The organism is Hyphomicrobium sp. 2TAF46 (genome assembly GCF_052114865.1).
Classification (GTDB): Bacteria; Pseudomonadota; Alphaproteobacteria; order Rhizobiales; family Hyphomicrobiaceae; genus Hyphomicrobium_B.
In genome coordinates this window covers 551,857-570,978 of the sequence record NZ_JBFRFO010000002.1, presented here as the reverse complement: position 1 = coordinate 570,978, position 19,122 = coordinate 551,857, and the positions used below count along the sequence as shown (strand labels likewise).

Annotated in this window: 12 protein-coding genes; 1 reads left to right on the top strand and 11 read right to left on the bottom strand. The window is 61.8% G+C overall.

Going from position 1 to position 19,122, the window contains the following annotated elements:
* Positions 1–45 precede the first annotated feature (45 nt).
* The 6 genes from addA to ahcY all read right to left on the bottom strand — a co-directional run bounded on the left by addA (position 46) and on the right by ahcY (position 13,240).
* On the bottom strand, positions 46–3,636 hold the full coding sequence (gene addA, locus AB4Z24_RS06585; protein ID WP_441706741.1) for a double-strand break repair helicase AddA: 3,591 nt from the start codon (positions 3,634–3,636) through the stop codon (positions 46–48).
* Positions 3,633–6,761: a double-strand break repair protein AddB gene (gene addB / locus AB4Z24_RS06580; RefSeq protein WP_441706739.1), complete on the bottom strand. Its 3,129-nt coding sequence runs from the start codon at positions 6,759–6,761 to the stop codon at positions 3,633–3,635. Before addB ends, addA begins: the two co-directional genes overlap by 4 nt.
* A gap of 27 nt (positions 6,762–6,788) precedes the next feature.
* Positions 6,789–7,529, bottom strand: coding sequence for a nucleotidyltransferase family protein (locus AB4Z24_RS06575; RefSeq protein WP_441706737.1), 741 nt, complete (start codon positions 7,527–7,529; stop codon positions 6,789–6,791).
* 22 nt (positions 7,530–7,551) lie between these two features.
* Positions 7,552–9,099, bottom strand: a complete 1,548-nt coding sequence (gene tsaE, locus AB4Z24_RS06570; protein ID WP_441706735.1) for a tRNA (adenosine(37)-N6)-threonylcarbamoyltransferase complex ATPase subunit type 1 TsaE — start codon at positions 9,097–9,099, stop codon at positions 7,552–7,554.
* 11 nt (positions 9,100–9,110) lie between these two features.
* Entirely contained in the window at positions 9,111–11,624 is a 2,514-nt protein-coding gene (locus tag AB4Z24_RS06565) for an ATP-binding protein (RefSeq protein WP_441706832.1), read from the bottom strand.
* A 206-nt stretch (positions 11,625–11,830) separates the two neighbouring features.
* Positions 11,831–13,240 carry an adenosylhomocysteinase gene (ahcY, locus tag AB4Z24_RS06560; protein ID WP_441706734.1) on the bottom strand — a complete coding sequence of 470 codons (1,410 nt, stop codon included), beginning with the start codon at positions 13,238–13,240 and terminating at the stop codon, positions 11,831–11,833.
* A gap of 377 nt (positions 13,241–13,617) precedes the next feature.
* On the opposite strand from ahcY, the gene AB4Z24_RS06555 reads away from it, so the two are divergent.
* Positions 13,618–15,021 (top strand): pilus assembly protein TadG-related protein, encoded by a 1,404-nt coding sequence (locus AB4Z24_RS06555; protein ID WP_441706732.1) that lies wholly within the window; start codon positions 13,618–13,620, stop codon positions 15,019–15,021.
* Positions 15,022–15,084: 63 nt separating this feature from the next.
* On the opposite strand, the gene AB4Z24_RS06550 is transcribed toward AB4Z24_RS06555, so the two are convergent.
* From AB4Z24_RS06550 to AB4Z24_RS06530, 5 genes are all read right to left on the bottom strand, one after another.
* Positions 15,085–15,390 carry an HPr family phosphocarrier protein gene (locus AB4Z24_RS06550; protein WP_441706731.1) on the bottom strand — a complete coding sequence of 102 codons (306 nt, stop codon included), beginning with the start codon at positions 15,388–15,390 and terminating at the stop codon, positions 15,085–15,087.
* 9 nt (positions 15,391–15,399) lie between these two features.
* Positions 15,400–15,801, bottom strand: a complete 402-nt coding sequence (locus tag AB4Z24_RS06545; RefSeq protein ID WP_441706729.1) for a PTS sugar transporter subunit IIA — start codon at positions 15,799–15,801, stop codon at positions 15,400–15,402.
* A gap of 119 nt (positions 15,802–15,920) precedes the next feature.
* Positions 15,921–16,385, bottom strand: coding sequence for an HPr kinase/phosphorylase (locus AB4Z24_RS06540; protein ID WP_441706727.1), 465 nt, complete (start codon positions 16,383–16,385; stop codon positions 15,921–15,923).
* Entirely contained in the window at positions 16,369–18,216 is a 1,848-nt protein-coding gene (locus AB4Z24_RS06535; RefSeq protein WP_441706725.1) for a stimulus-sensing domain-containing protein, read from the bottom strand. Before AB4Z24_RS06535 ends, AB4Z24_RS06540 begins: the two co-directional genes overlap by 17 nt.
* A 26-nt stretch (positions 18,217–18,242) precedes the next feature.
* Positions 18,243–18,947 carry a response regulator transcription factor gene (locus tag AB4Z24_RS06530; protein ID WP_441706723.1) on the bottom strand — a complete coding sequence of 235 codons (705 nt, stop codon included), beginning with the start codon at positions 18,945–18,947 and terminating at the stop codon, positions 18,243–18,245.
* Between the last annotated feature and the right edge of the window lie 175 nt (positions 18,948–19,122).

The following is a 19,122-nucleotide window of genomic DNA, read 5'->3' as shown; positions in this document are numbered from 1 at the left end:
CGTCGGCGCGCAAAAGAAAAGCCGATCCATGAACTAGGGATTAGGTCAGGAGGCGTCAAGACTGCCCAGTTCCAGGTCCCAAAGGCGCGCCGTGTAGTGATCGAGGACGTCGCCCGGTATGTTCATGAGTCGGGGGCCATCGGTCCAGAGCAGCGCGGCCCGCACAGTCCGGCCGGGGTAGATTTCTCCGAGTGCCAGCCGATATGCCGCAAGCTGGTAAAGATAGGCGTCTGCAACTTGGCGCACCTCGGCAGGCGGCGGCCTGTTGGTCTTGTAATCGATGATCAGCACTTCGCTTTCGGTCAGCGCCAAGCGATCGATTTGGCCCGAAAGGTCGAGAGCCGGACCTTTGCCGTTCGGCCTCGGGATGACGGCGGCGATCGGAGCCTCGGCAACGCTGTCGGGTCCGAAGATCGGGGCGAAAGTCGCGTCTGCAAGAATATCGAGAGTTTCTTTCACAATGCTCGCGCGCACTCTTGGCGGCAGCGCCGCGCCGCGTTTGCCGACGAAGGCGGTCGCGATCATCTCGCGCTTTTCATGAGCAATCGACGGCAGATGCTGGAGAAGTGCGTGCGTGATCGTTCCGCGCAAGAACCGATTGGCGCCGCCAACACTCAGCGGCGAGGGATTGTCGTTCGTCGCAGCGGCGTCGGGTTTTGCCGGTGCGAGTGGTTCGCCCTCGGCGTCGGGTGCATAGGGTTCAAGCCGCGACGGAGCGAGCGGAACCGAAAGCTTCGGCTCGGCAGGGGCGCGGCGTGTTGCGAACTCAGGGCGCGTGACAGCGGTCAAGTCTGTGGATGCGACGTTTGCGGATTTTTTTGGTTCCGCGATTTGCGGCGCTTCCATACGCCAGACTTTTTTGCCATCGCCGAGATCGATTTCCTCCATGGACGGTAGCAGAGCTTCCGTCGCGACATCATACCAGCAGCCCGCGGTTCGGCCGCGTTTGGTTTCGAACCCAGCGATGTAGAGCCTGTCTCGCGCGCGCGTCATCGCGACGTAGAGGAGACGATTGCGCTCTTCCTTGTCGGCCGCCTCCCGCTCCCGGCGCGCGGCTTCGACGGCGGGAACGCGCGAAGTTCCTTTGACGCTCCAGACGATGGGTTCTGCTGTCCCCTCCGCGCCGGGGCCGCCACCAAGCTTCACGAGACGTGAAGATGCGTCTTCGCCGGAAGACGTGGTGCAGGTATCGGGCAAAAAGACGATCGGCGCTTCGAGCCCTTTCGCACCGTGCACGGTCATCACGCGAACTTCGTCGCGGCCGTGCTCCATGTCGCGTTTGACCTCGGGGTCGGCGGCGCGAAGCTGCGCGAGAAACTGCGTCAGCGATGGCGGATCGCCTTCATCGTAGGAAAGCGCCAGGTCAAGGAACTCGTCGATGACGTCGGCGGCTTCAGGGCCGAGCCGGTTCAACATTTTTTCGCGTCCGCCGTCGCGATCGAGAATCCCCGAGTAGAATTCGAAAGGCGGCGCGAAATCGGCTTTGTCGCGCCATCGCTTCAGCGTTTCGGAAGCGTTTTTGAATGCGAGGTTCGTCTCGGCATGATCGAGCAGCGCCGACCACAGCGTGCGTTTGCGGCCGGGTGCGATCGTTAGCAGATCGTCGTCGTTGAGATTGAAGAGCGGGCCCTTCAGAACCGTTGCCAGTGCCAGATCGTCTTCCGGCAGGGTCAGGAAATCGCCGAGCACGATCAGATCCTGAACCGCGATCTGCTCCGTGAGCCGCACGCGATCCGAGCCGGCGACCGCTATGCCGCGCCGCTTCAGTGCGGCGACCATGGGCACTGCGAATGGGTTCCGCTTGCGCACGAGTATCAGGATATCGCCGGCGCGGATCGGGCGATCTTCGGACGGCAGGCGTTCGCGGCTGCCGGGTGCGATCCAGGCCTTGATCGTATCGGCGATGCGGTCGGCCAGCCGGTTGGCGGGCGACTGCTCGTTCGAATCAGAGAGCGGGTTCCAGGGATCGGCGACGGCCGTCTCGTCCGGGATCTCCGTCGGCCAGATTTCTACGAGCCCCGCATGTCCGATACGGTGGGCGGCGTGGGAGATGGTGGCGTTGCCGGCGGTCAATCCCGGCGTTCGCGCGGGATCGAGGAACACGCGATCGACCGCTGTCAGAACCGGCGCGACGGTGCGGAACGAGAGCGTCAGCGGCACACGCTTCCACAGGCGCTCTGCGCGGGTCGCAAGCGCTGCAAAGCGTTGCCCCATCTCGGCGAACATTTTCGGCGCGGCGCCCTGGAACGAATAAATCGACTGCTTTTCGTCGCCGACGGCGAAGACCGTTCGCGTTACCGCGCCCGCACCCATGTCGCCGAAAAACTCCTGAGCCAGCGCGGAAATGATTTCCCACTGCTCGGGGCTCGTGTCCTGAGCTTCGTCGACGAGGATATGATCGAGGCCGCCGTCGAGCTTGAAGAGCACCCATTGCGCCTGGCCTTCATCACTGGTCAGAAGCGCGCGCGTTTTCAAAATGAGGTCATCGAAGTCGAGCGCACCGGCGGAATTGCGCGCGGCGGCGTAGCGCCGGAGCACGGCGCCGGCGATCTGATAGAGGGCGAGCGAGGCGTCGATCAGCGTCAGGGCTCGCGCTTCCTGCGAGAGCTTGAAGAAATTCTGCTGCGCCTCCTGGCAACGCGCGTGCAGGCCCGGCCGTGATTTGCTCAGGGCTTTCGTCATGAGGCTGGCGCGGATCTTCTCGCCATTTTCAACGAGAAAGTACTTTGCCAAGAGTTCGGTCACGTGCCGGGCATTGCCGTTCTGCATCGTGGCGGACAGCGTCGCGACGTGACCGGCGTCGGTCGTTGTGCCGCTTGCCAGTAACTCGCAGAGTTCCTTGATCTCATCCTTCGAAAGGACGTTGGCGCATTCGGTATGCAGGTCGTCCGTAGCGATGACGGCGCGTACGCTCAGCCGCTTGCGCAGCTCGGCGTCCATCGAAGCAAGCTCATCTTCGATCTTGCCGGGCTCGATATGGGCGGATGCTTCGAGCCATTTGCGTTCTTCGACCGCTTTGGAAATCAGCTGATCGAAGTGGGCATCGGCGGCGTAGCGGATGACGAAATCGAGCGCTTTTCCGAGCGGCGAATTTGGCGCGCTGGTCGCTTCGGTCAACGTCGCTTCGATCGCGTTGGCTTTCAGCTCGTTCGCCGCTTGGTCGTCGAGGATCTTGAAATCCGGCGGGACGCCCGCTTCGAGCGGAAAGCGCTGCAAGAGACGTTCTGAGAAGGCGTGGATCGTCTGTACCTTGAGGCCACCAGGCGTTTCGATGGCGAGTGCGAAGAGCGTGCGCGCGCGTTGAACGAGATCGGGGGAGGCGGGCGCGCCGGTGATTTCTGAAAGATCCTTTCGAAGCACCTCATCTGCGGCCGTCACCCAGCCGGCGAGACGGTCGAAGACGCGTTTTGACATTTCGGCCGCTGCTGCCTTCGTAAAGGTGAGGCAGAGGATGCGCTCGGGCCGTGTTCCGGCGAGCAACAGGCGCAACACGCGCTGCGTCAGGACGTGCGTCTTGCCGGTGCCAGCGTTGGCGTTGACCCACGCGGAATTTTGCGGGTCGGAAGCGGCGTCCTGCGCCTCTTTGGTCGAGCGCAGCAGGTCTTCCGGCGAAATCCTTTTGATCTCGAGGTTCATGACGCCGCCTCTTCATCGACGTGTGCGGACCATTCCGCGACGCGCGCAAGATGCGCGTAGGAATCGAAGTCGTAGCGATAGCCGGGGCGCCGGATTGCCCGATAGGGCGTCTCGACGCGATCGAATACGGCGATCAGCAGTTCAAGTCCCTTCTGCGCTTCCGCTGCAAGCGCAGCGACGTCATCGCATTTGACGGTGCGCTCTTCGCCGGGCGGTTCGCCGCCGGAAGCGCGGATATAGCGCAAGGCTTCGACGGTGCGTCCGCTGAGATTTGGGAACCCCGCTTCGCCAAGGGCGATGGCGGCTTCAAGCGGCAACTGCGGTGAGCGTCCTGCCTTCACGGCAGCGTCGCTCGGGGCGGCTCCGGTCTTATAGTCGGTAATGACGATGGCTCCGCCTTTGTCGTCGATGCGATCGGCGCGGGCGGTTAGCGTAAAGGGCATTCCATTCGAATCGAGAACGAGTTTTCCGGAGGTTTCGGCGATAATAGCTTTGACGCCGTCGCGCCGCGCTTCTTCCGTCGCCGCGAACCAGGCGAGAAAGCGCTGCAGGCGCGGCAGCCAGAAAGCGGCGACGCGCGGATGGCCGGTGAAAACTTCGAGCACCGTCTTGGCGATGCGCTCAAGCTCAGCGCGCGGGTCCGGCGGCAACGCGTCGGGGAATTCTTTCGCGAACTGCTTCATCACGTCGTGGACAAGCCCGCCGCGGAGGCTCGCATCCGGCGCGGCGCCCAGTTCCGGCAGTGGATCGAGCTTCAGGACGTGGCGCGCGAAGATCGCATAGGGATTGCTTGTCCAGCGCTCGATCTCGGTGACGCTCATTTTTCGTGGACGGATATCGACGGGCGGTCTTGGCTCGGGCGGCGCAACGCGGGTTCTGTTCGCCAGATCGATCCGGTCTCGCGCGCGTGCCCATGCAAGCCATGGCTTCTCCGCATGGAGGGTGTTCGAAAGGGCCATGCCTTTGAGCAGCGCAGTTGTGCGCATCAGCCAACGTGAGGGGACTGTCGGCACGCCTCCGACCTTCTCGGCTCTTGTCAGATAGACGGTCTCGGCGCCGAGGAGAGAGACGAAGTCGTGTGCGGCGCGGCCGGTTTCTTCTTCGGGCGATGGCAGTCCAAGCTCGGCCCGCATGGGGCGATTGAGCCAAGCACCGGGCTCCGCGGCTTCCGGCCACGTGCCTTCGTTGAGCGAGCCGACGATCAGCACGTCGGGCTGCTGCAGCCGCGCTTCGAAGGGACCCCAAATGGAAATGCGTGGATGCACGGCCCGGCGTTCGCGGACGTTTTCCTTGGCGAGAAGCGTGGCGTAGAGATCGGCGTAATCAGAAGCGCGGATTTCAACGTCCGGCGTTTCCGGATTTAGAAGTCCGGTGAAAAAGCGGCTGGCCACATCGCCAGCTTCGCGCTGCCACAGCGGGTTCTGTCCATTCGATGCGGATGCGTCGTCATCGGGAAGTGTCGCGAGGGCTTCAGCGCTCGCGGCATGGGCGCGGGCGAAATCGGCAAGGTTGTGCGGGTTCTGATTGGCGTAGAGATCAGTCAGCGGCTTCATCGCTTCCGCGACCTTCAAGACGAGCAAGCGCGCGCCGTCGCGGTCTTCGGTCCATAGGCGTCGCGCGGCGACGTGCGTGAACTTTCGATCGCCGCCGTCGTCGCGTTCGGCCGTATCGAGAGCTGCAATTATCCCTTCGATGCCGCGACCGAGGTATGCCGTGCGAAAGGCCGTGATTTCGAGCGCACGTGCGTAGCGGCGAATGTCGAAGGTCTTGAGCCCAACCCGGCACAGAGGATGGCGCAGCAAAGCCATCGTTTCGGCTGGAGCGAATTCGCTGACCACCGCGTTGATGACGAGGGCGAGAAACGCGCCGGGGACGGTTTTCGCGAATGGCCGTCCGGCGCTGTCGTCGACTTGGATGCCCCAGGCCTCGAGACGGATGGCGACACGACGGGCGAGCAGTCGGTCTGGAGAGACGAGAGCGGCGGTGCGGCCAGGGGTTTCGACGGCTTCGCGAAGGATCAACGCGACGGTCTCGGCTTCGTCTTGCGCCGATGGTGCTTCGATCAGCGAGACGCCGGAAAGGGCCTCGGCGAGTTTTACGCGGTCGGCCTTTGCCGTGAATTCATGCCAGCGTGCGGTGGTCGCGGAAGGACGCATCGCCTCGCTGAAAAAGGCTGCGCGCGCGGTGCGCGCCGGTTCGACATCGGCGTTGGGTAGCGTCGCTACGTCGTCGCGTGAAATGCTCAAGCCGTCGAGCAGCTTCCGCAACCCGAATTGGGGGTGCTCAGGGTGATGGGGGATTTCGTTCCAGCTTTCGGCATCCAACGTGCGGTCGAGTGCGGGGAGGACGATGGCGCCAGAGGGATGGGCGGCGACGGCTCGCATCAAAGTGACCGTCGATGGAATGGAGCCGGTCACGCCCGCGACGATAACGATCTCATTGGGTTTGAGGCGCGAGATGCGATCGGCTTCGGCCAGGATCAACGCGTTGCGACGGGCTTCCGGAGACGTCAGGCCGCTGGCCGCCAGATAGTTCGGCCACATCTCGGTGACGATCTTCAGGAAGTCGACCGTCTTTTTCCAATGTTCGGAATAGGTCTCGGGGACGAGATTTTGAATGCCTGAGAGCGAGACGTTCTCGCGCTCGATATCGTCCATCAGCTTTCCGAGTTCGCCGGCGAGCTGAGCCGCTTGCGCGGGCGTCGATCCGAGATTGGTCTTTCCGGATTTCGAGGCGCTCTCGGCCATAGATTGACGCCAGCGGCCGACGAGCTGCATCAGGATCAGCGTCCGGTCGAGCGAAGCAATTGCGGGCGGCTGCTCGAGTGCATCGGCGCCGGACGGTCCCAGTTCCGCGATGCTGGTGATGAGGGAGAGGTCGCCTTCGCCCTCGGAGATCGGCTGGATACGCGGCATGATCAGCGCCCGCGTCTCTGCGACCGAAAGAAAGGCTTCGCGCGCGACGCGTGCCGCACGGCGCGTCGGCAGCAGTAGCGTGATTTTCGGCAGCGACAAGATGTTGGGCGGTTGCCGACCCTCCGCGGGAAGGTCTCCGTTCAGGATCGCCTTGGCGAGCGCTTTGAGGAACGGCACTCCGAGCGGTAACGTGAAGACGTTGGCTGGCATCAGTTCTCCGGTATCAGTTTCCCGGCATCAATCGGAGCTTGTCGTCAGCGGTTGCATGAGCGCGGCTTCGGCTTCAGCGAGCGCATCAGGCGTTCCGACGTGCATCCAGACGCCTTCGAGGCGGAGGCCATAGAGCCGGCCCTTATCGATGGCGCGATCCCAGAGTTTGTTGAGCGAGAAAGCCCCCTGCGGTGCGTTTTCAAAAAGGCGCGGATGGGCGATCGACACACCGGCGAATACGAACGGCGCGAGGCGCGGGCCGGTCTGGCGCGTCAGATGCCCTGTCGCGTCCATCTGAAAGTCGCCGAGGCCTTCGTAGCCGATACTCGCGGCGAGAGGCGCAACCAGCATCAGGCTGTCCATCTGGTTCGCATCGAACGCATGGAGCAGGCGATCGAGATTCGAGCCCAGTCCTTCGATCCAAACGGAATCTGAGTTGTGAATGATGAAGGGACCGTCGCCGAGCTTCGGCAGTGCACGGAGCGCGCCGCCGCCGGTATCGAGCAGCTTATCGCGCTCGTCGGAAAATATGATTTTCGGGGCGGAGCGGTGCGCCAGATGCTTTTCGATTTTGTCGGCGAGGTAATGGACGTTGACGACGGCGCGTTTGATGCCCGCCGCCGCCAGGCGATCGAGTACGTGGTCGATCAATGGCCGGCCGCCGAGCGGCACCAGGGGCTTCGGGATCGTGCGGGTCAGCGGACGCATGCGCTCGCCCTTGCCGGCTGCCAGTACGAAAGCGCTCGAAGGGCGCTTGGCGGACGTCATTTGGAGCGTCTCCGAAATCGGGTTAGATCTTCAGGGCTTCTGCGCGCAGGCTCCGAGGCAGGTTCTCGTCATACCATGCCTTGAGGGCGGTGAGAGCCTCGTGCTGTAGATCCCGCTCGAGATACCCCCAGATCCTTGGCATATGGGCGAGGTATTGCCTTTTTCCGTCACGCATTGCGAGTCGCGCGAAGATGCCGAGGATCTTGGTATTTCGTTGTGCCCCTAGTGCGGCGTAGCTGAAGCGGAATTCGGGCCGGTCAAATGCCGGATTGCGGGCGGCGGTGGCCGTGACGTAATGATCGAGAAGCTTTTTTTCGAGGTCTTCCGGCACATCGACTCGCGCGTCCTGCAGGAGCGAGACGAGATCATAGGCGGCCGGCCCAATCATGGCATCTTGGAAGTCGATGATGCCGACATCGCGCGGGCTCGGGCGGTCATCGAGGGCGATCAGATTCGGCGAATGGAAATCGCGGAGCAGCCACGTTTTCGGCTGGCTCAATACGCGTTTGAACGTTGTCTTCCAGAGGGACGTGAATGCGTCGCGTGCGGATTGCGGAGGCATCTTGCCGTGCAGTGCGGGCCAATACCAATCGAGCAGCAACTGGGTTTCGATGTCGAGAACGCCCTCGTCGGCTTCGGGAAGGATGAATTCCGTGCCATCCGAGAGCCGGATCCGTGACGGCGGCTCGGTGCTCTGAACAGCGATCAAGGTATCGACGCCGCGTTTCCAGAGAGGAGCTTGATCGCGGCCGCGTGCGATTTCCGCGCCGAAGACTTTGTCGCCGAAGTCCTCGATGATCAGCAGGCCCTGCGCGAGGTCTTCGGCGATGATACGCGGGACTGAAAGTCCGGCCGCGTCCAACGCGCGGTCGATGGCGACGAAGGCTCTGACGCTTTCGGCAAGGTGGGCGATGGCGCTATAGGATTTGCCATCGCGTATTGGCGGACCGTCGGGCCGTTGCGGAGAATCCATGAGGATCGCGCGCGAGCCGTCAGCCTTTTGAAGCCGGGCGTAGCGGCGCGGAGATGCGTCTCCCTGTAGGTAGCTGAATGCCGTCGATGCGTCGCCCCAACCGGCGCCTGCGAGAAAATCGCGGATCGCGGTAAAGCGTTCGAGGCGGGTGCGCAAATCGGCGGCGGTGTCGAGGCTGACGTTTCTGCGGTCCGGCGCGGCCGTCTCGTCGAAGCGAATGGTGAAGCGGTCGCGCGGAATGCGGTCATCGCCTCGCGACGGCCATTCGATGACGGCGATACCTCGCGTCAGGGCGGCGTCGAGGCCAAGCTCGTCGATCTCGCTCGCGTCGGAAAGGCGGTAGAGGTCGAAGTGCGCAATGTCGAAACGCGGGGTTTCGTAGGCTTGCACCAGCGTAAAGGTCGGACTTGGGATTTCGAGTTCCGGATTGCCCGAAATGGCGCGGATGAGAGCCCGCGCGAACGTGGACTTGCCGGCGCCAAGGTCGCCCTCCAAGGCCAATGTATCGCCGGGCTGCAGGAGGAATGCGATCTCCTGCGCCACGCGCGACACGTCGCTTTCCGTGAGGTTGGTGAATGAGAATGCCGGGTTTATCATCGCGCTCGGTTTTATGCTGCGCGCTCGCCGCCCGCCAGCCTGTGTTTGCCGCCATCGGAGGTTCGGGTAACGGGCTGTTCGGGGATGCGAACGACCACGCGGGTCCCCCTGCCTTCCTCGGAGGTGATCTCGATCGTGCCGCCGTGAAGCTCAACGAGGCTTTTGGCAATTGAAAGGCCGAGGCCCGCGCCACGATGCTCGGAGCCGCGACTCCGGCTTTCGAAGCGCTGGAAAACCCGGCCGATCTGATCTTTCGGAATGCCGATGCCGGCATCTTCGACCCGGAAGAAGATATTTCCGCCCTGGCGCCAGCAGGCAAGGTACACGGTCCCGTTGACCTTCGAGAAGCCGACGGCATTTGACAGGAGATTGTAGAGCACCTGCCGCATGCGGGCTTCATCGACCATGATTTCGGTCACGTCATCGGCGATCGCGATGTCGATCGTGAGGCGCGAGCGGACCGCGCGTTCGCGAATGCCAAGAATGGCGGCGTCGATGATGGCACGGACGCCGACGGGTGAAAGCTTCAGCTCGAGGCCGCCGGCTTCGATCGTTGTCAGATCGAGGATGTCGTCGATGATTGCGAGCAGCGTGTTCGACGAGGATCTGATGTCGGCGAGATATTCTCTCTGCTTGTCGTTCAATTGTCCGAACATGGGGTCGGCAAGCATTTCGGAGAAGCCGTTGATGGTCTGCAGAGGCGTTCGCAATTCGTAGGAAATGTGGCCGATGAAGTTCGTCTTCAGGCGGTCGGCGGCGACGAGCGCTTCGTTGCGTTCCACGAGGGCGCGTTCGGCGAGTTTGACATCGGTCACATCGGCGAACGTCAGCAGCGTCGCGCCGTCCGGCAACGGCATCAATGCGTAATCGACGACGACATGGTCCGCGCGGATCATCTGTCCTGCGAATGTTTCGCGCTCATCCTGGAATGCCGTGACGGCGCGGCCGATGCGCAGCCACGTGGCTGCATCCGGATAAAGGTTTTGAACCGCGGCGATGATTTCGCCGACGTGCGGCAGTTCCTTCAGCCGGCCTGCCGGGATTTGCCAGATACCGCAGAAAGCCCGGTTGAAGAGCTTGAGGCGGCCGTCCGTGCCGAAGACCGCGACGCCTTCCTTGAGGCTATCGAGCGTTTCGCGCTGCACGTCGATCAAGGCGTTGTAACGGGCTTCGAGTGCCAAGCGGTCGGTCTCGTCCGCGAAGAGATAGGTGACGCCGCCGTCGGGACGCTGCTCAGCGATAACGTTGATGATGCGCCCGTCCGTCAGGTTCCAAATGTCCTCCAGCGGCGTGCCGGATCTATAACAAGCAAGAACCTGGGCTTTCCAATCGCGATGGCTAACGACAGGCGGGAGAAGGCCGATCTCGCGCAGCCGGTCGAGGATGGCGCCGTCGGTGGGCCGTGTTGCAAGCCATTCGGGGTCAAGCGACCAGAGTCTTGCGAACGCGGCGTTGTAGAAAATCAGCTTCTGGTCGCGATTGAACAGCGCCACAGCGGTTTCAACGCGATCGAGCGTCCGGTCATAGGCGGCAATCTGACGTTCGAGCTCTCCTTGCGCCGTTTCAATATCGGTGACGTCGATTGCCGCCCCTGCGAGCATGCCGTCGACAGGTATGACGACAATGTCGTGGGGCTTGCGCTCGCCGCCCGCGATGAGGTGGACGCGGGAATTATAGCTTTCGCCGCTGGCAATGGCTTTCAGCACGTGCTTGCGCTGGCGCATTTCCAACAATTCGATCTGGCGCTGCAGGACCTCGAGCTCGCTCTCGGCATCGACGGCTTTGACGTAAGCCTTGTTGACCCAGACGAGGCGGTTCGACTGATCGCGCAGCCAGACGGGCATCGGCAGCGTATCGAGAAGCGCGCGGCTCGATCGAATATCGCGCGCGAGCGTCGCGTGGCGTTCGTCGATCCTTGCGATTTCGGCTTTGTAGGTGGAGACGTCCTTGAAGCGCAGCACGGCGCGTCCGCCGGCGGCGCGACCCTCCGCTTCGAGCGCGGCGCCGGCGCTCGTCTTCACGATGATGCTGAAGGCCCGGCCGTTCGCGAAGAGCATGTCGAGCGACGTCTTCAGCGTGTCGGCCGAAGCCGGTTGCAGCCACTGACCGAAGCGCAGGATTTCGGGTTGCTGGTCGGGGAGGCCGGGAATGCCGGTCAGGGTATGCGAGGCGATACGGACGGCTTGGCCCTGCTCCCAGAAAACGAGGACCTGGGGCTCGGCGCGGATGATGGCGTCGGCTGCTGCGAGGTTGCGGCGAAGATGCTGGCTTTCGGCCTTCGCCTTGCTCGCTTCTTTGCGGGCGTTACTGGCCGTATGCCAGATGATCAGCCCAGCCACGAATACCGCGGCTGCCACGATGCCGACGACAGCCATCTGCCGTTCGCTGAGTTGCGACGTCTCGATCTGGTGTCCGCCGACGAAAACTGCGAGCATGGCGGCGACACAGGCCATTGCCGCCAGGAGCAGAAGTGCCAGCTGGAGCCGGGTCGTCAACCGTCGGTTCTGGGCAGGCGTCGCGCGCATTGAATTCCGTTGTAGTCCAAGGAAGCGGCGCTGCACACCATGTGCGGACACGCCAACACGATTCCGGGCCTCGCGGCACGAATCAACCCGAGTATGCGGTGCGAGAGCCGCCACCGCCACCGCAGCGGGTGCCACAAAATGAAACGGCGCCAGAGTGTTCCCCTGGCGCCGCGCAATTTGGCTCGTTGCAAGCGAAGCTTGGCCGGTCAGTAGCGGTAATGGTCCGCCTTGAAGGGACCTTCCGTCTTCACGCCAATGTAGGCGGCCTGCTCGGGGCTGAGCTTGGTGAGCTTGGCGCCGATCTTGGCGAGGTGAAGCATCGCGACCTTTTCGTCGAGGTGCTTCGGCAACGTATAGACCTCTTTCTTGTACTTGCCTTCGTTGGTGAACAGCTCGATCTGGGCCAGCGTCTGGTTCGTGAACGACGCGGACATGACGAACGAGGGGTGCCCCATGGCGTTGCCGAGGTTCACGAGGCGGCCCTCCGAGAGGAGGATGATGCGCCGGCCGCTAGAGAACTCGATTTCGTCGACCTGCGGCTTGATGTTGGTCCACTTGAAGTTCCTGAGGCCAGCGATCTGGATCTCGTTGTCGAAGTGGCCGATGTTGCAGACGATCGCGCGGTCCTTCATGGCCCGCATGTGATCGACCGTGATGATGTCCTTGTTGCCCGTCGCCGTCACGAAGATGTCGGCGCGCGGAGCGGCGTCGTCCATCGTCACGACCTCATAGCCTTCCATTGCGGCCTGAAGGGCGCAGATCGGATCGACTTCCGACACCAGGACGCGGCAACCCGCGTTTCTCAACGAAGCAGCCGAGCCTTTGCCGACGTCGCCGAAGCCAGCGACCATCGCGATCTTGCCGGCCATCATCACGTCCGTGCCGCGGCGGATGCCGTCGACGAGGCTTTCGCGGCAGCCGTAGAGATTGTCGAATTTCGACTTCGTGACCGAGTCGTTGACGTTGATCGCGGGGAAAAGAAGCTTTCCAGCTTTCTGCATTTCGTAGAGGCGATGTACGCCGGTCGTCGTTTCTTCCGAAACGCCCTTGATGGACTTCGCGATGGTGGCGAACCAGCCCTTGGGCTTCTCGGCCAGCGTCTTCTTGATGAGCGCGAAGAAGACCTGCTCTTCTTCGGAGGTGGCACCGTCGAGGAATGCGGTGTCGCCGTTCTCGGCGCGCAGACCGAGGTGCACGAACATGGTCGCGTCGCCGCCGTCATCGAGGATCAGGTTCGGAACGCCGCCGTCACCCCACTCGAAAAGCTTGCGCGTGTAGTCCCAGTAGTCGGTCAGGGTTTCGCCCTTCCACGCAAATACGGGGATGCCGGCCGCGGCGATGGCGGCGGCTGCGTGGTCTTGGGTCGAGTAGATGTTGCACGAGACCCAGCGGATGTCGGCGCCGAGAGCCGCGAGCGTCTCGATCAACACGGCCGTCTGGATCGTCATATGCAGCGAGCCGGCGATGCGCGCGCCCTTCAGGGGCTTCGATGCGCCATATTCCTCGCGCGTCGCCATCAGGCCGGGCATCTCGGTCTCGGCGATGGAGATTTCCTTACGCCCCCAATCGGCGAGGCTGAGATCCTTGACGATGTAGTCCGTGAATTTCGTGCTCATATGGCTTTGTTCCTCGTGGATGCGCCCTGAGTGCGGAAGCGCGGTGTGCTGCCTCGGAGGGCACACCTCAGCCGTTTCAAATTTCGGCTGCGCAAACTGTCGTTGGGCGTTGCTATAGCGAACTCACGGCAGGCACGCAATAACATATAAACAAGTCTTTATGTCCTTAGGCCGGCGCGCGCTTGCACGACGCAATGCGATGACGGGTTGAGTATCGAAGTAAACGCAAAGTAAATTTATAAAATACATTTTGATTAAAACTGAATTCTTGAAATAAGACTTCGGTTAATCTCGATGTGAATTCGGCATATCGGATTAATTCGTCTTAAATGATCAACCCTTCAGTGTGGATCGTAAGTATTCCCTGGAGGCGGTCGATGAAGTTCGCGTCATATTCTGTACGGCGTGCGCTGGGCAGTTGCCGGATGGCCGGAAAGGCTCTGGCGGGCAAATCGCAGAAACGCGCGAGCACGCTTTACCGGTTTGCCGCCGATTCGCGCGGCGACGTCGCCATCCTGTTCGGCCTGATGGCGCTCGTCCTTGTGATGATGATTGGTCTGGCGGTCGATTATGGGCGGCTCATCAACGCGCGCAATCAAACGCTGGAGGCGGCAGACGCGGCGGTGCTGGCGGGTGCCCGCGCGCTGCAGACCAACGGGGGCGACCAAGCTGGCGCCATCAAGGTCGCCCAGGCCTTCTACAAGCAGGCCGTCCAAAGCCGCATCTCGGTCGTGTCCAAATCCGATACGGTTGACTTTGCCGTCACCGATAACGGGACGGCTGTCATCTCGAAGGGCAATGCCCAGATCTCGACGCCGTTCATGAGTGTGGCTGGCATCAAAACACTGCCGCTCCTGCATGCCAACGGAACGGACTATGCGAAGGCGGTGCTTGCCGTCGGCGGCAATGCCCAACTCAACCTCGAAGTCAGCATGATGCTGGACGTTACGGGGTCGATGGCTGGTCAGAAGCTAATAGACATGAAGTCTGCAGCTAGCGATCTGGTCAACATCGTCGTGTGGGCTGATCAGAGCAAATACACGTCCAAGGTCGCGATCGTGCCATTCACCGAGGACGTTCGGCTTCCGGTCAGCGCATTCAAGTTGGCTACCGGCACCACGCCGTCTGCTACCAACCCGAAACCATGCGTCGTCGAACGCACAGGCACCCAGAAATATACCAATGCTGCACCCAAGTCGGGTCAATATGTCATGGTGCACAATACGTCCAACATGAAAGCTACTTGCGACTTGGCATCGAGCGCCGAAGCGCTCCCGCTGACAAGCGACAAGACCGCGTTGACGACGAAAATAAACAACCTCACCACGGCTAACAGCACCGCTGGCCACATCGGTACGGCGTGGGCTTGGTACATGCTCGACCCCAACTGGGCGTCGCTGTGGCCAGCTTCAAGCACGCCGGCAGCTTACGGCACGGACAAGTTGAAGAAGATCGCAGTGCTGATGACGGACGGCGAGTATAATATGCAGTACACCTCGAAAGGTGTCGACGATGGCTCGTATTCTCTCACGTCTTGCCCGAATGCCGCGAATGGTTGCTCGAGCGCTCAGGCTATCGAGCAATGCAAAGCCATGAAGGCCAACGGTATCGAGGTCTACACAGTCGGCTTCCAGCTCGGCGGCAGTCAAATCGCAATCAATACGCTCTCAAGCTGCGCGACCGACGCGAACCATTTCTACAACTCGACGACCGGCGACGCCTTGAAGGCAGCGTTCCGCGATATCGCGCTGAAGATCTCGACGCTCTATCTTTCGCAGTGACGTTTCGGAACTGACTGCAAGGGGCGCTTTTCGCGCCCCTTTTTCTTTGGGCGGAGCGTTCGCTCAGGCGTCGCCGACGCACTCCTCGTCAAAGCCTGCTTCGACCAATTTGACGAGAGCCTGCAGCGCTTCCGGGCCCTGCGGGCCTTCGGCAACGATATGGAGTTCGGAGCCCGGACCCGCGGCAAGCATCATCAATCCCATGATCGAGGTGCCGCCTACAGAATTGCCGTGGTGGGTGACGGTGACGGTTGCATCAAAGCTTTCGGCGCATTTGACGAACTTCGCCGACGCCCGTGCGTGCAGGCCCTTGACGTTACGGATGATGACGACGGCTTCCGGTTTCAGACTGTTGACCAGTTCGGGCATAATTCCTTCTCAGCCGCCGGACAGTTCTTGGCTTGCAACCTTGATATATTTCTTGCCGGCGTCCCGCGCCATGATGACAGCTTGCCCGAGCGGCGTCTCGCTGCGGATGCTGGCGAGCTTCACCAGAATTGGAAGACTGATGCCTGCGATGACTTCGGCCTTCGTCTCGTCCATCACCGAGATAGCAAGGTTGGAGGGCGTGCCGCCGAACATATCGGTCAGAACGATCACGCCCTTGCCGCTATCCACGCGCTGGACGGCATTCAAGATTTCCACGCGACGCGCTTCCATGTCGTCGTCTGGACCTATGGCTATCGTCTCAAGCGCCTGCTGCTTGCCGACGACGTGCTCAAGCGCGTTGCGAAACTCTAGCGCAAGCCCGCCATGCGTGACGATGACAAGTCCGATCATGAGCGACGGGCCATTTCATTAGCGTGCGGCGAATTCATGTTTTGCCGCCGTGTCGCGCGGAAATTGGCAAGTGTTTGGAGCCGGCGCAAGCAGTTTCTGGACCTCATTCAGGGCTTTGGTTAGAGACGTGGCTGAGGGGCCGTCTGAATGGCTGCTACAAGTTTCAGTGGACTAGAGCCTTCGAAGGGCGATAGCCGGGTTTGCGGCAACTCCAGACCCAGAATACGGGCGCGGGGCCAGGGGTCGGGAAACCTGTCGATGACGCCTTCGCGGACAAGATCCACGATGAGAACGACGTTCGCTTCGGTAACGGCGTCAACCTCAAGGATGCCAACGCCGCGAACTTCAAGCTTGCCGCGCAGCTGAGCCGGGGCGCTGGCGTGCAGAGACGCGCCCTCGCGCCTCAGCAGGACCTGGTCGTCGGAAACCAACATAACCCTGTCCTGAACAAGCGCCGAGAGCCCAAGACCGAGGCATCGGAATGCCAGATCGGACTTGCCCGAACCGGAGGGTCCACGGATCAGAGCCGCGCGGCCGCCGACGGCGATGGCGGTAGCGTGGACGCGCTCAAATTCTCCAGGCAAGGCCAGGTCCTATGAGCGCCAGCGGGAGGCGAACCGTAAAGCGCGCGCCTTTCGGCACCTGCCCGGTATTCGCAGCGCGATTTTCCGCAAAGATTTCGCCGTTGTGGCTGACGACGATCTCACGCGAAATCGAGAGGCCTAGGCCCGAGTTCTTTCCGCGTTTGGCGTCGGTCTGCGGACGGTCGCTGTAAAACCGATCGAAGATCTGGGCGAGCTTGTCCGGAGGAATGCCCGGCCCTTCGTCCTCGACGGATATTTCGATTTTTCTGCCGTTCGGTTTGGCGCGAACGGTGACGTTCCCGCCTTCAGGCGAGAATGACAAGGCGTTATCGATCAGGTTCGTGAAGACCTGGCCGAGGCGACCGTCATTTCCGCGTACCGTGTAGGCTGCGGCCGTTCCGGGCTCGACGATCAAGCGAATGTTGCGCGTGTCGTCCGCCAGCATTTCCGAGAAGAGTTTATCGACGCTTTCGAGCACCGTGCGGATATCGAGGGGCTGCATTTCCTGGCGCGCGAGCTCGGCATCGAGACGCGAGGCGCTCGAGATGTCGTTGATCAGCCGATTAAGCCGCTTCAATTCGGACTGGATCTCCTGCACGAGTTCGGTGCGGTCGGCGTCGGACCGTGCGTAGGCGAGGGCTTCGGCCGTCGAGCGTGCGGCCGCGAGCGGATTTTTCAATTCGTGCGCGACGTCGGCTGCGAACTTCTCACTCGCTTCGATGCGTCGATAAAGTGCGTTCGTCATCGCAACAAAAGCGCGGCCCGTTTGTCCGACCTCGTCGCGGCGTCCGGTCAGGTCCGGCAGCTGTTCGCGGGCTGAAATATTTTGCGACACGCGATTGGCCGCTTCGGAAAGCCGCCGCATCGGACCTGCAACTGTGCGTTCCAGGACAAGAGAGCTGCCGATCGAAACAAGCAGCGCCATCGCCGCGATCTGCAGGATCAGCCAGCGCTCGTCCCAGAGGACATCGTCAATGTCGCCCGGATTTGTCGAGAGGAGCAGAACGCCGAGGATTTTGTTGCCGCGTTTGATGGGCTCCGCCATCGAGACGATTTGCTGGCCGTGCCGGTTGAGCAGCAAAATCGGAGTTTCGACGCCGTTCTGCGCCGCTCGCTGAACTTCCGGATAGAGGAAGCCGTTGGCCGTTCCGAGCTCGCGATAGACCTTGAGCTCCTTGTTGATCACCCAGTAATGCAGCCGGGTCCAGAAGTTCTTGAGGCGCGGAGCGGGCTCATCGGCTGTTTCGACTGGCGGATCGGCAGACGGATCGTCATTCGAGAAAAGCGTCTCGCCGTTGAGGATCAACGTGCCCTTCGCCGAATAAATACGCGCTTTCAGATTTGCGGGTCCGACCAGCTTTTTCAGAATGATCGCCGCCTGGTGCGGGTCGATCGGCAATTCGAGCGCGGCGAACGCATCGTCGCGCTGGGCCCGTGCGAGCGTCTTTTCGGGGATGCGGTTGGGATCGAAAATGGCGCGTTCGTTGACTGCGCGATAGGCGATGGCTTCCGCCGTGATGCGCGACACCGTCTTTACGACGTCCACCTTGGCGTCGAGCAGCCAGCCGTGATGGAGGCTTAGGTAAAGCATCGCGAACAGCAGGCCGGCCAACCCCAAGACGTTGGCCAGAAGAATGCGGCGTCGGAGGTTCTTGCCGATGATGCGGCCGATGAGGCTTTGCGCCAGCCATTGGCCGGTCGCGGCGCTCGCTCGCACGGCGGCGCCCCGAAGATCGACTCTCGGGTTCCTATCGCCAACTGCGGGCGCGGAGGCGTCCGCCCCGCCACTCAGCGTTGCGGTCGCCGAAATGTCATTGCTGTCGAGCGCCATCCCGTCCCCGGTGGCTGACCGGCCGCTTATTCCTTGAAGCGATAGCCGACGCCATAAAGTGTTTCGATCACGTCAAAATCGTCATCGACCTGCTTGAACTTCTTGCGCAGCCGCTTGATGTGACTGTCGATCGTGCGGTCATCCACATAGACCTGATCGTCGTAGGCCGCATCCATCAAGGCGTCGCGCGTCTTGACGACGCCCGGTCTCGTCGCCAATGCCTGCAAGATCAGGAATTCGGTCACCGTCAGCGTCACGCCCTTGTTGTCCCAGTGGCAGGTATGACGCTCCGGATCGAGCTTCAGCTTGCCACGCTCGAGCACGCGCTTGGCTTCGTCTTCGGTGGCGACGCCGTCTTTCGGCGCAACGCGGCGCAGAACGGCTTTGACGCGTTCGACAATGAGCCGCTGCGAAAATGGTTTTGCGATATAATCGTCGGCGCCCATCTTGAGGCCGAACAGTTCGTCGATTTCTTCGTCCTTCGACGTCAGAAAGATGACCGGCATCGTCGACTGCTGGCGCACGCGGCGGAGGAGTTCCATGCCGTCCATGCGGGGCATCTTAATATCGAAGATGCCGAGATCGGCGGGCTCCTCGGTCAGCGCTTCAAGAGCGGAGACGCCATCCCCGTAGGTGCGGACCTTATAGCCCTCGGCCTCCAGGGCCATGCGCAACGAGGTCAGGATGTTCCGCTCGTCGTCAACGAGAGCTATTGTGCTCTTTTCCTTCATCTGTTCCTCTTATGCCCCTCGGCCGCAGCGGGATGTGCACCGCGCCTCTTCAGGCGCTTATGGCGGTATGGTGTACCAATTGTGGCGTCCCGTCCAATGGACGCCGGAGGCTGAATGAGCCCTGAATAGGCGACCGCGCCTTCGACGGCAAGCGAACTGGATGAAATCTGCGGTC

Coding starts and splice junctions, on each gene's coding strand:
- addA (WP_441706741.1), bottom strand. CDS start 3,636: ATGAACCTCGAGATCAAAAGGATTTCGCCGGAAGACCTGCTGCGCTCG.
- addB (WP_441706739.1), bottom strand. CDS start 6,761: ATGCCAGCCAACGTCTTCACGTTACCGCTCGGAGTGCCGTTCCTCAAA.
- AB4Z24_RS06575 (WP_441706737.1), bottom strand. CDS start 7,529: ATGACGTCCGCCAAGCGCCCTTCGAGCGCTTTCGTACTGGCAGCCGGC.
- tsaE (WP_441706735.1), bottom strand. CDS start 9,099: ATGATAAACCCGGCATTCTCATTCACCAACCTCACGGAAAGCGACGTG.
- AB4Z24_RS06565 (WP_441706832.1), bottom strand. CDS start 11,624: ATGCGCGCGACGCCTGCCCAGAACCGACGGTTGACGACCCGGCTCCAG.
- ahcY (WP_441706734.1), bottom strand. CDS start 13,240: ATGAGCACGAAATTCACGGACTACATCGTCAAGGATCTCAGCCTCGCC.
- AB4Z24_RS06555 (WP_441706732.1), top strand. CDS start 13,618: ATGAAGTTCGCGTCATATTCTGTACGGCGTGCGCTGGGCAGTTGCCGG.
- AB4Z24_RS06550 (WP_441706731.1), bottom strand. CDS start 15,390: ATGCCCGAACTGGTCAACAGTCTGAAACCGGAAGCCGTCGTCATCATC.
- AB4Z24_RS06545 (WP_441706729.1), bottom strand. CDS start 15,801: ATGATCGGACTTGTCATCGTCACGCATGGCGGGCTTGCGCTAGAGTTT.
- AB4Z24_RS06535 (WP_441706725.1), bottom strand. CDS start 18,216: ATGGCGCTCGACAGCAATGACATTTCGGCGACCGCAACGCTGAGTGGC.
- AB4Z24_RS06530 (WP_441706723.1), bottom strand. CDS start 18,947: ATGAAGGAAAAGAGCACAATAGCTCTCGTTGACGACGAGCGGAACATC.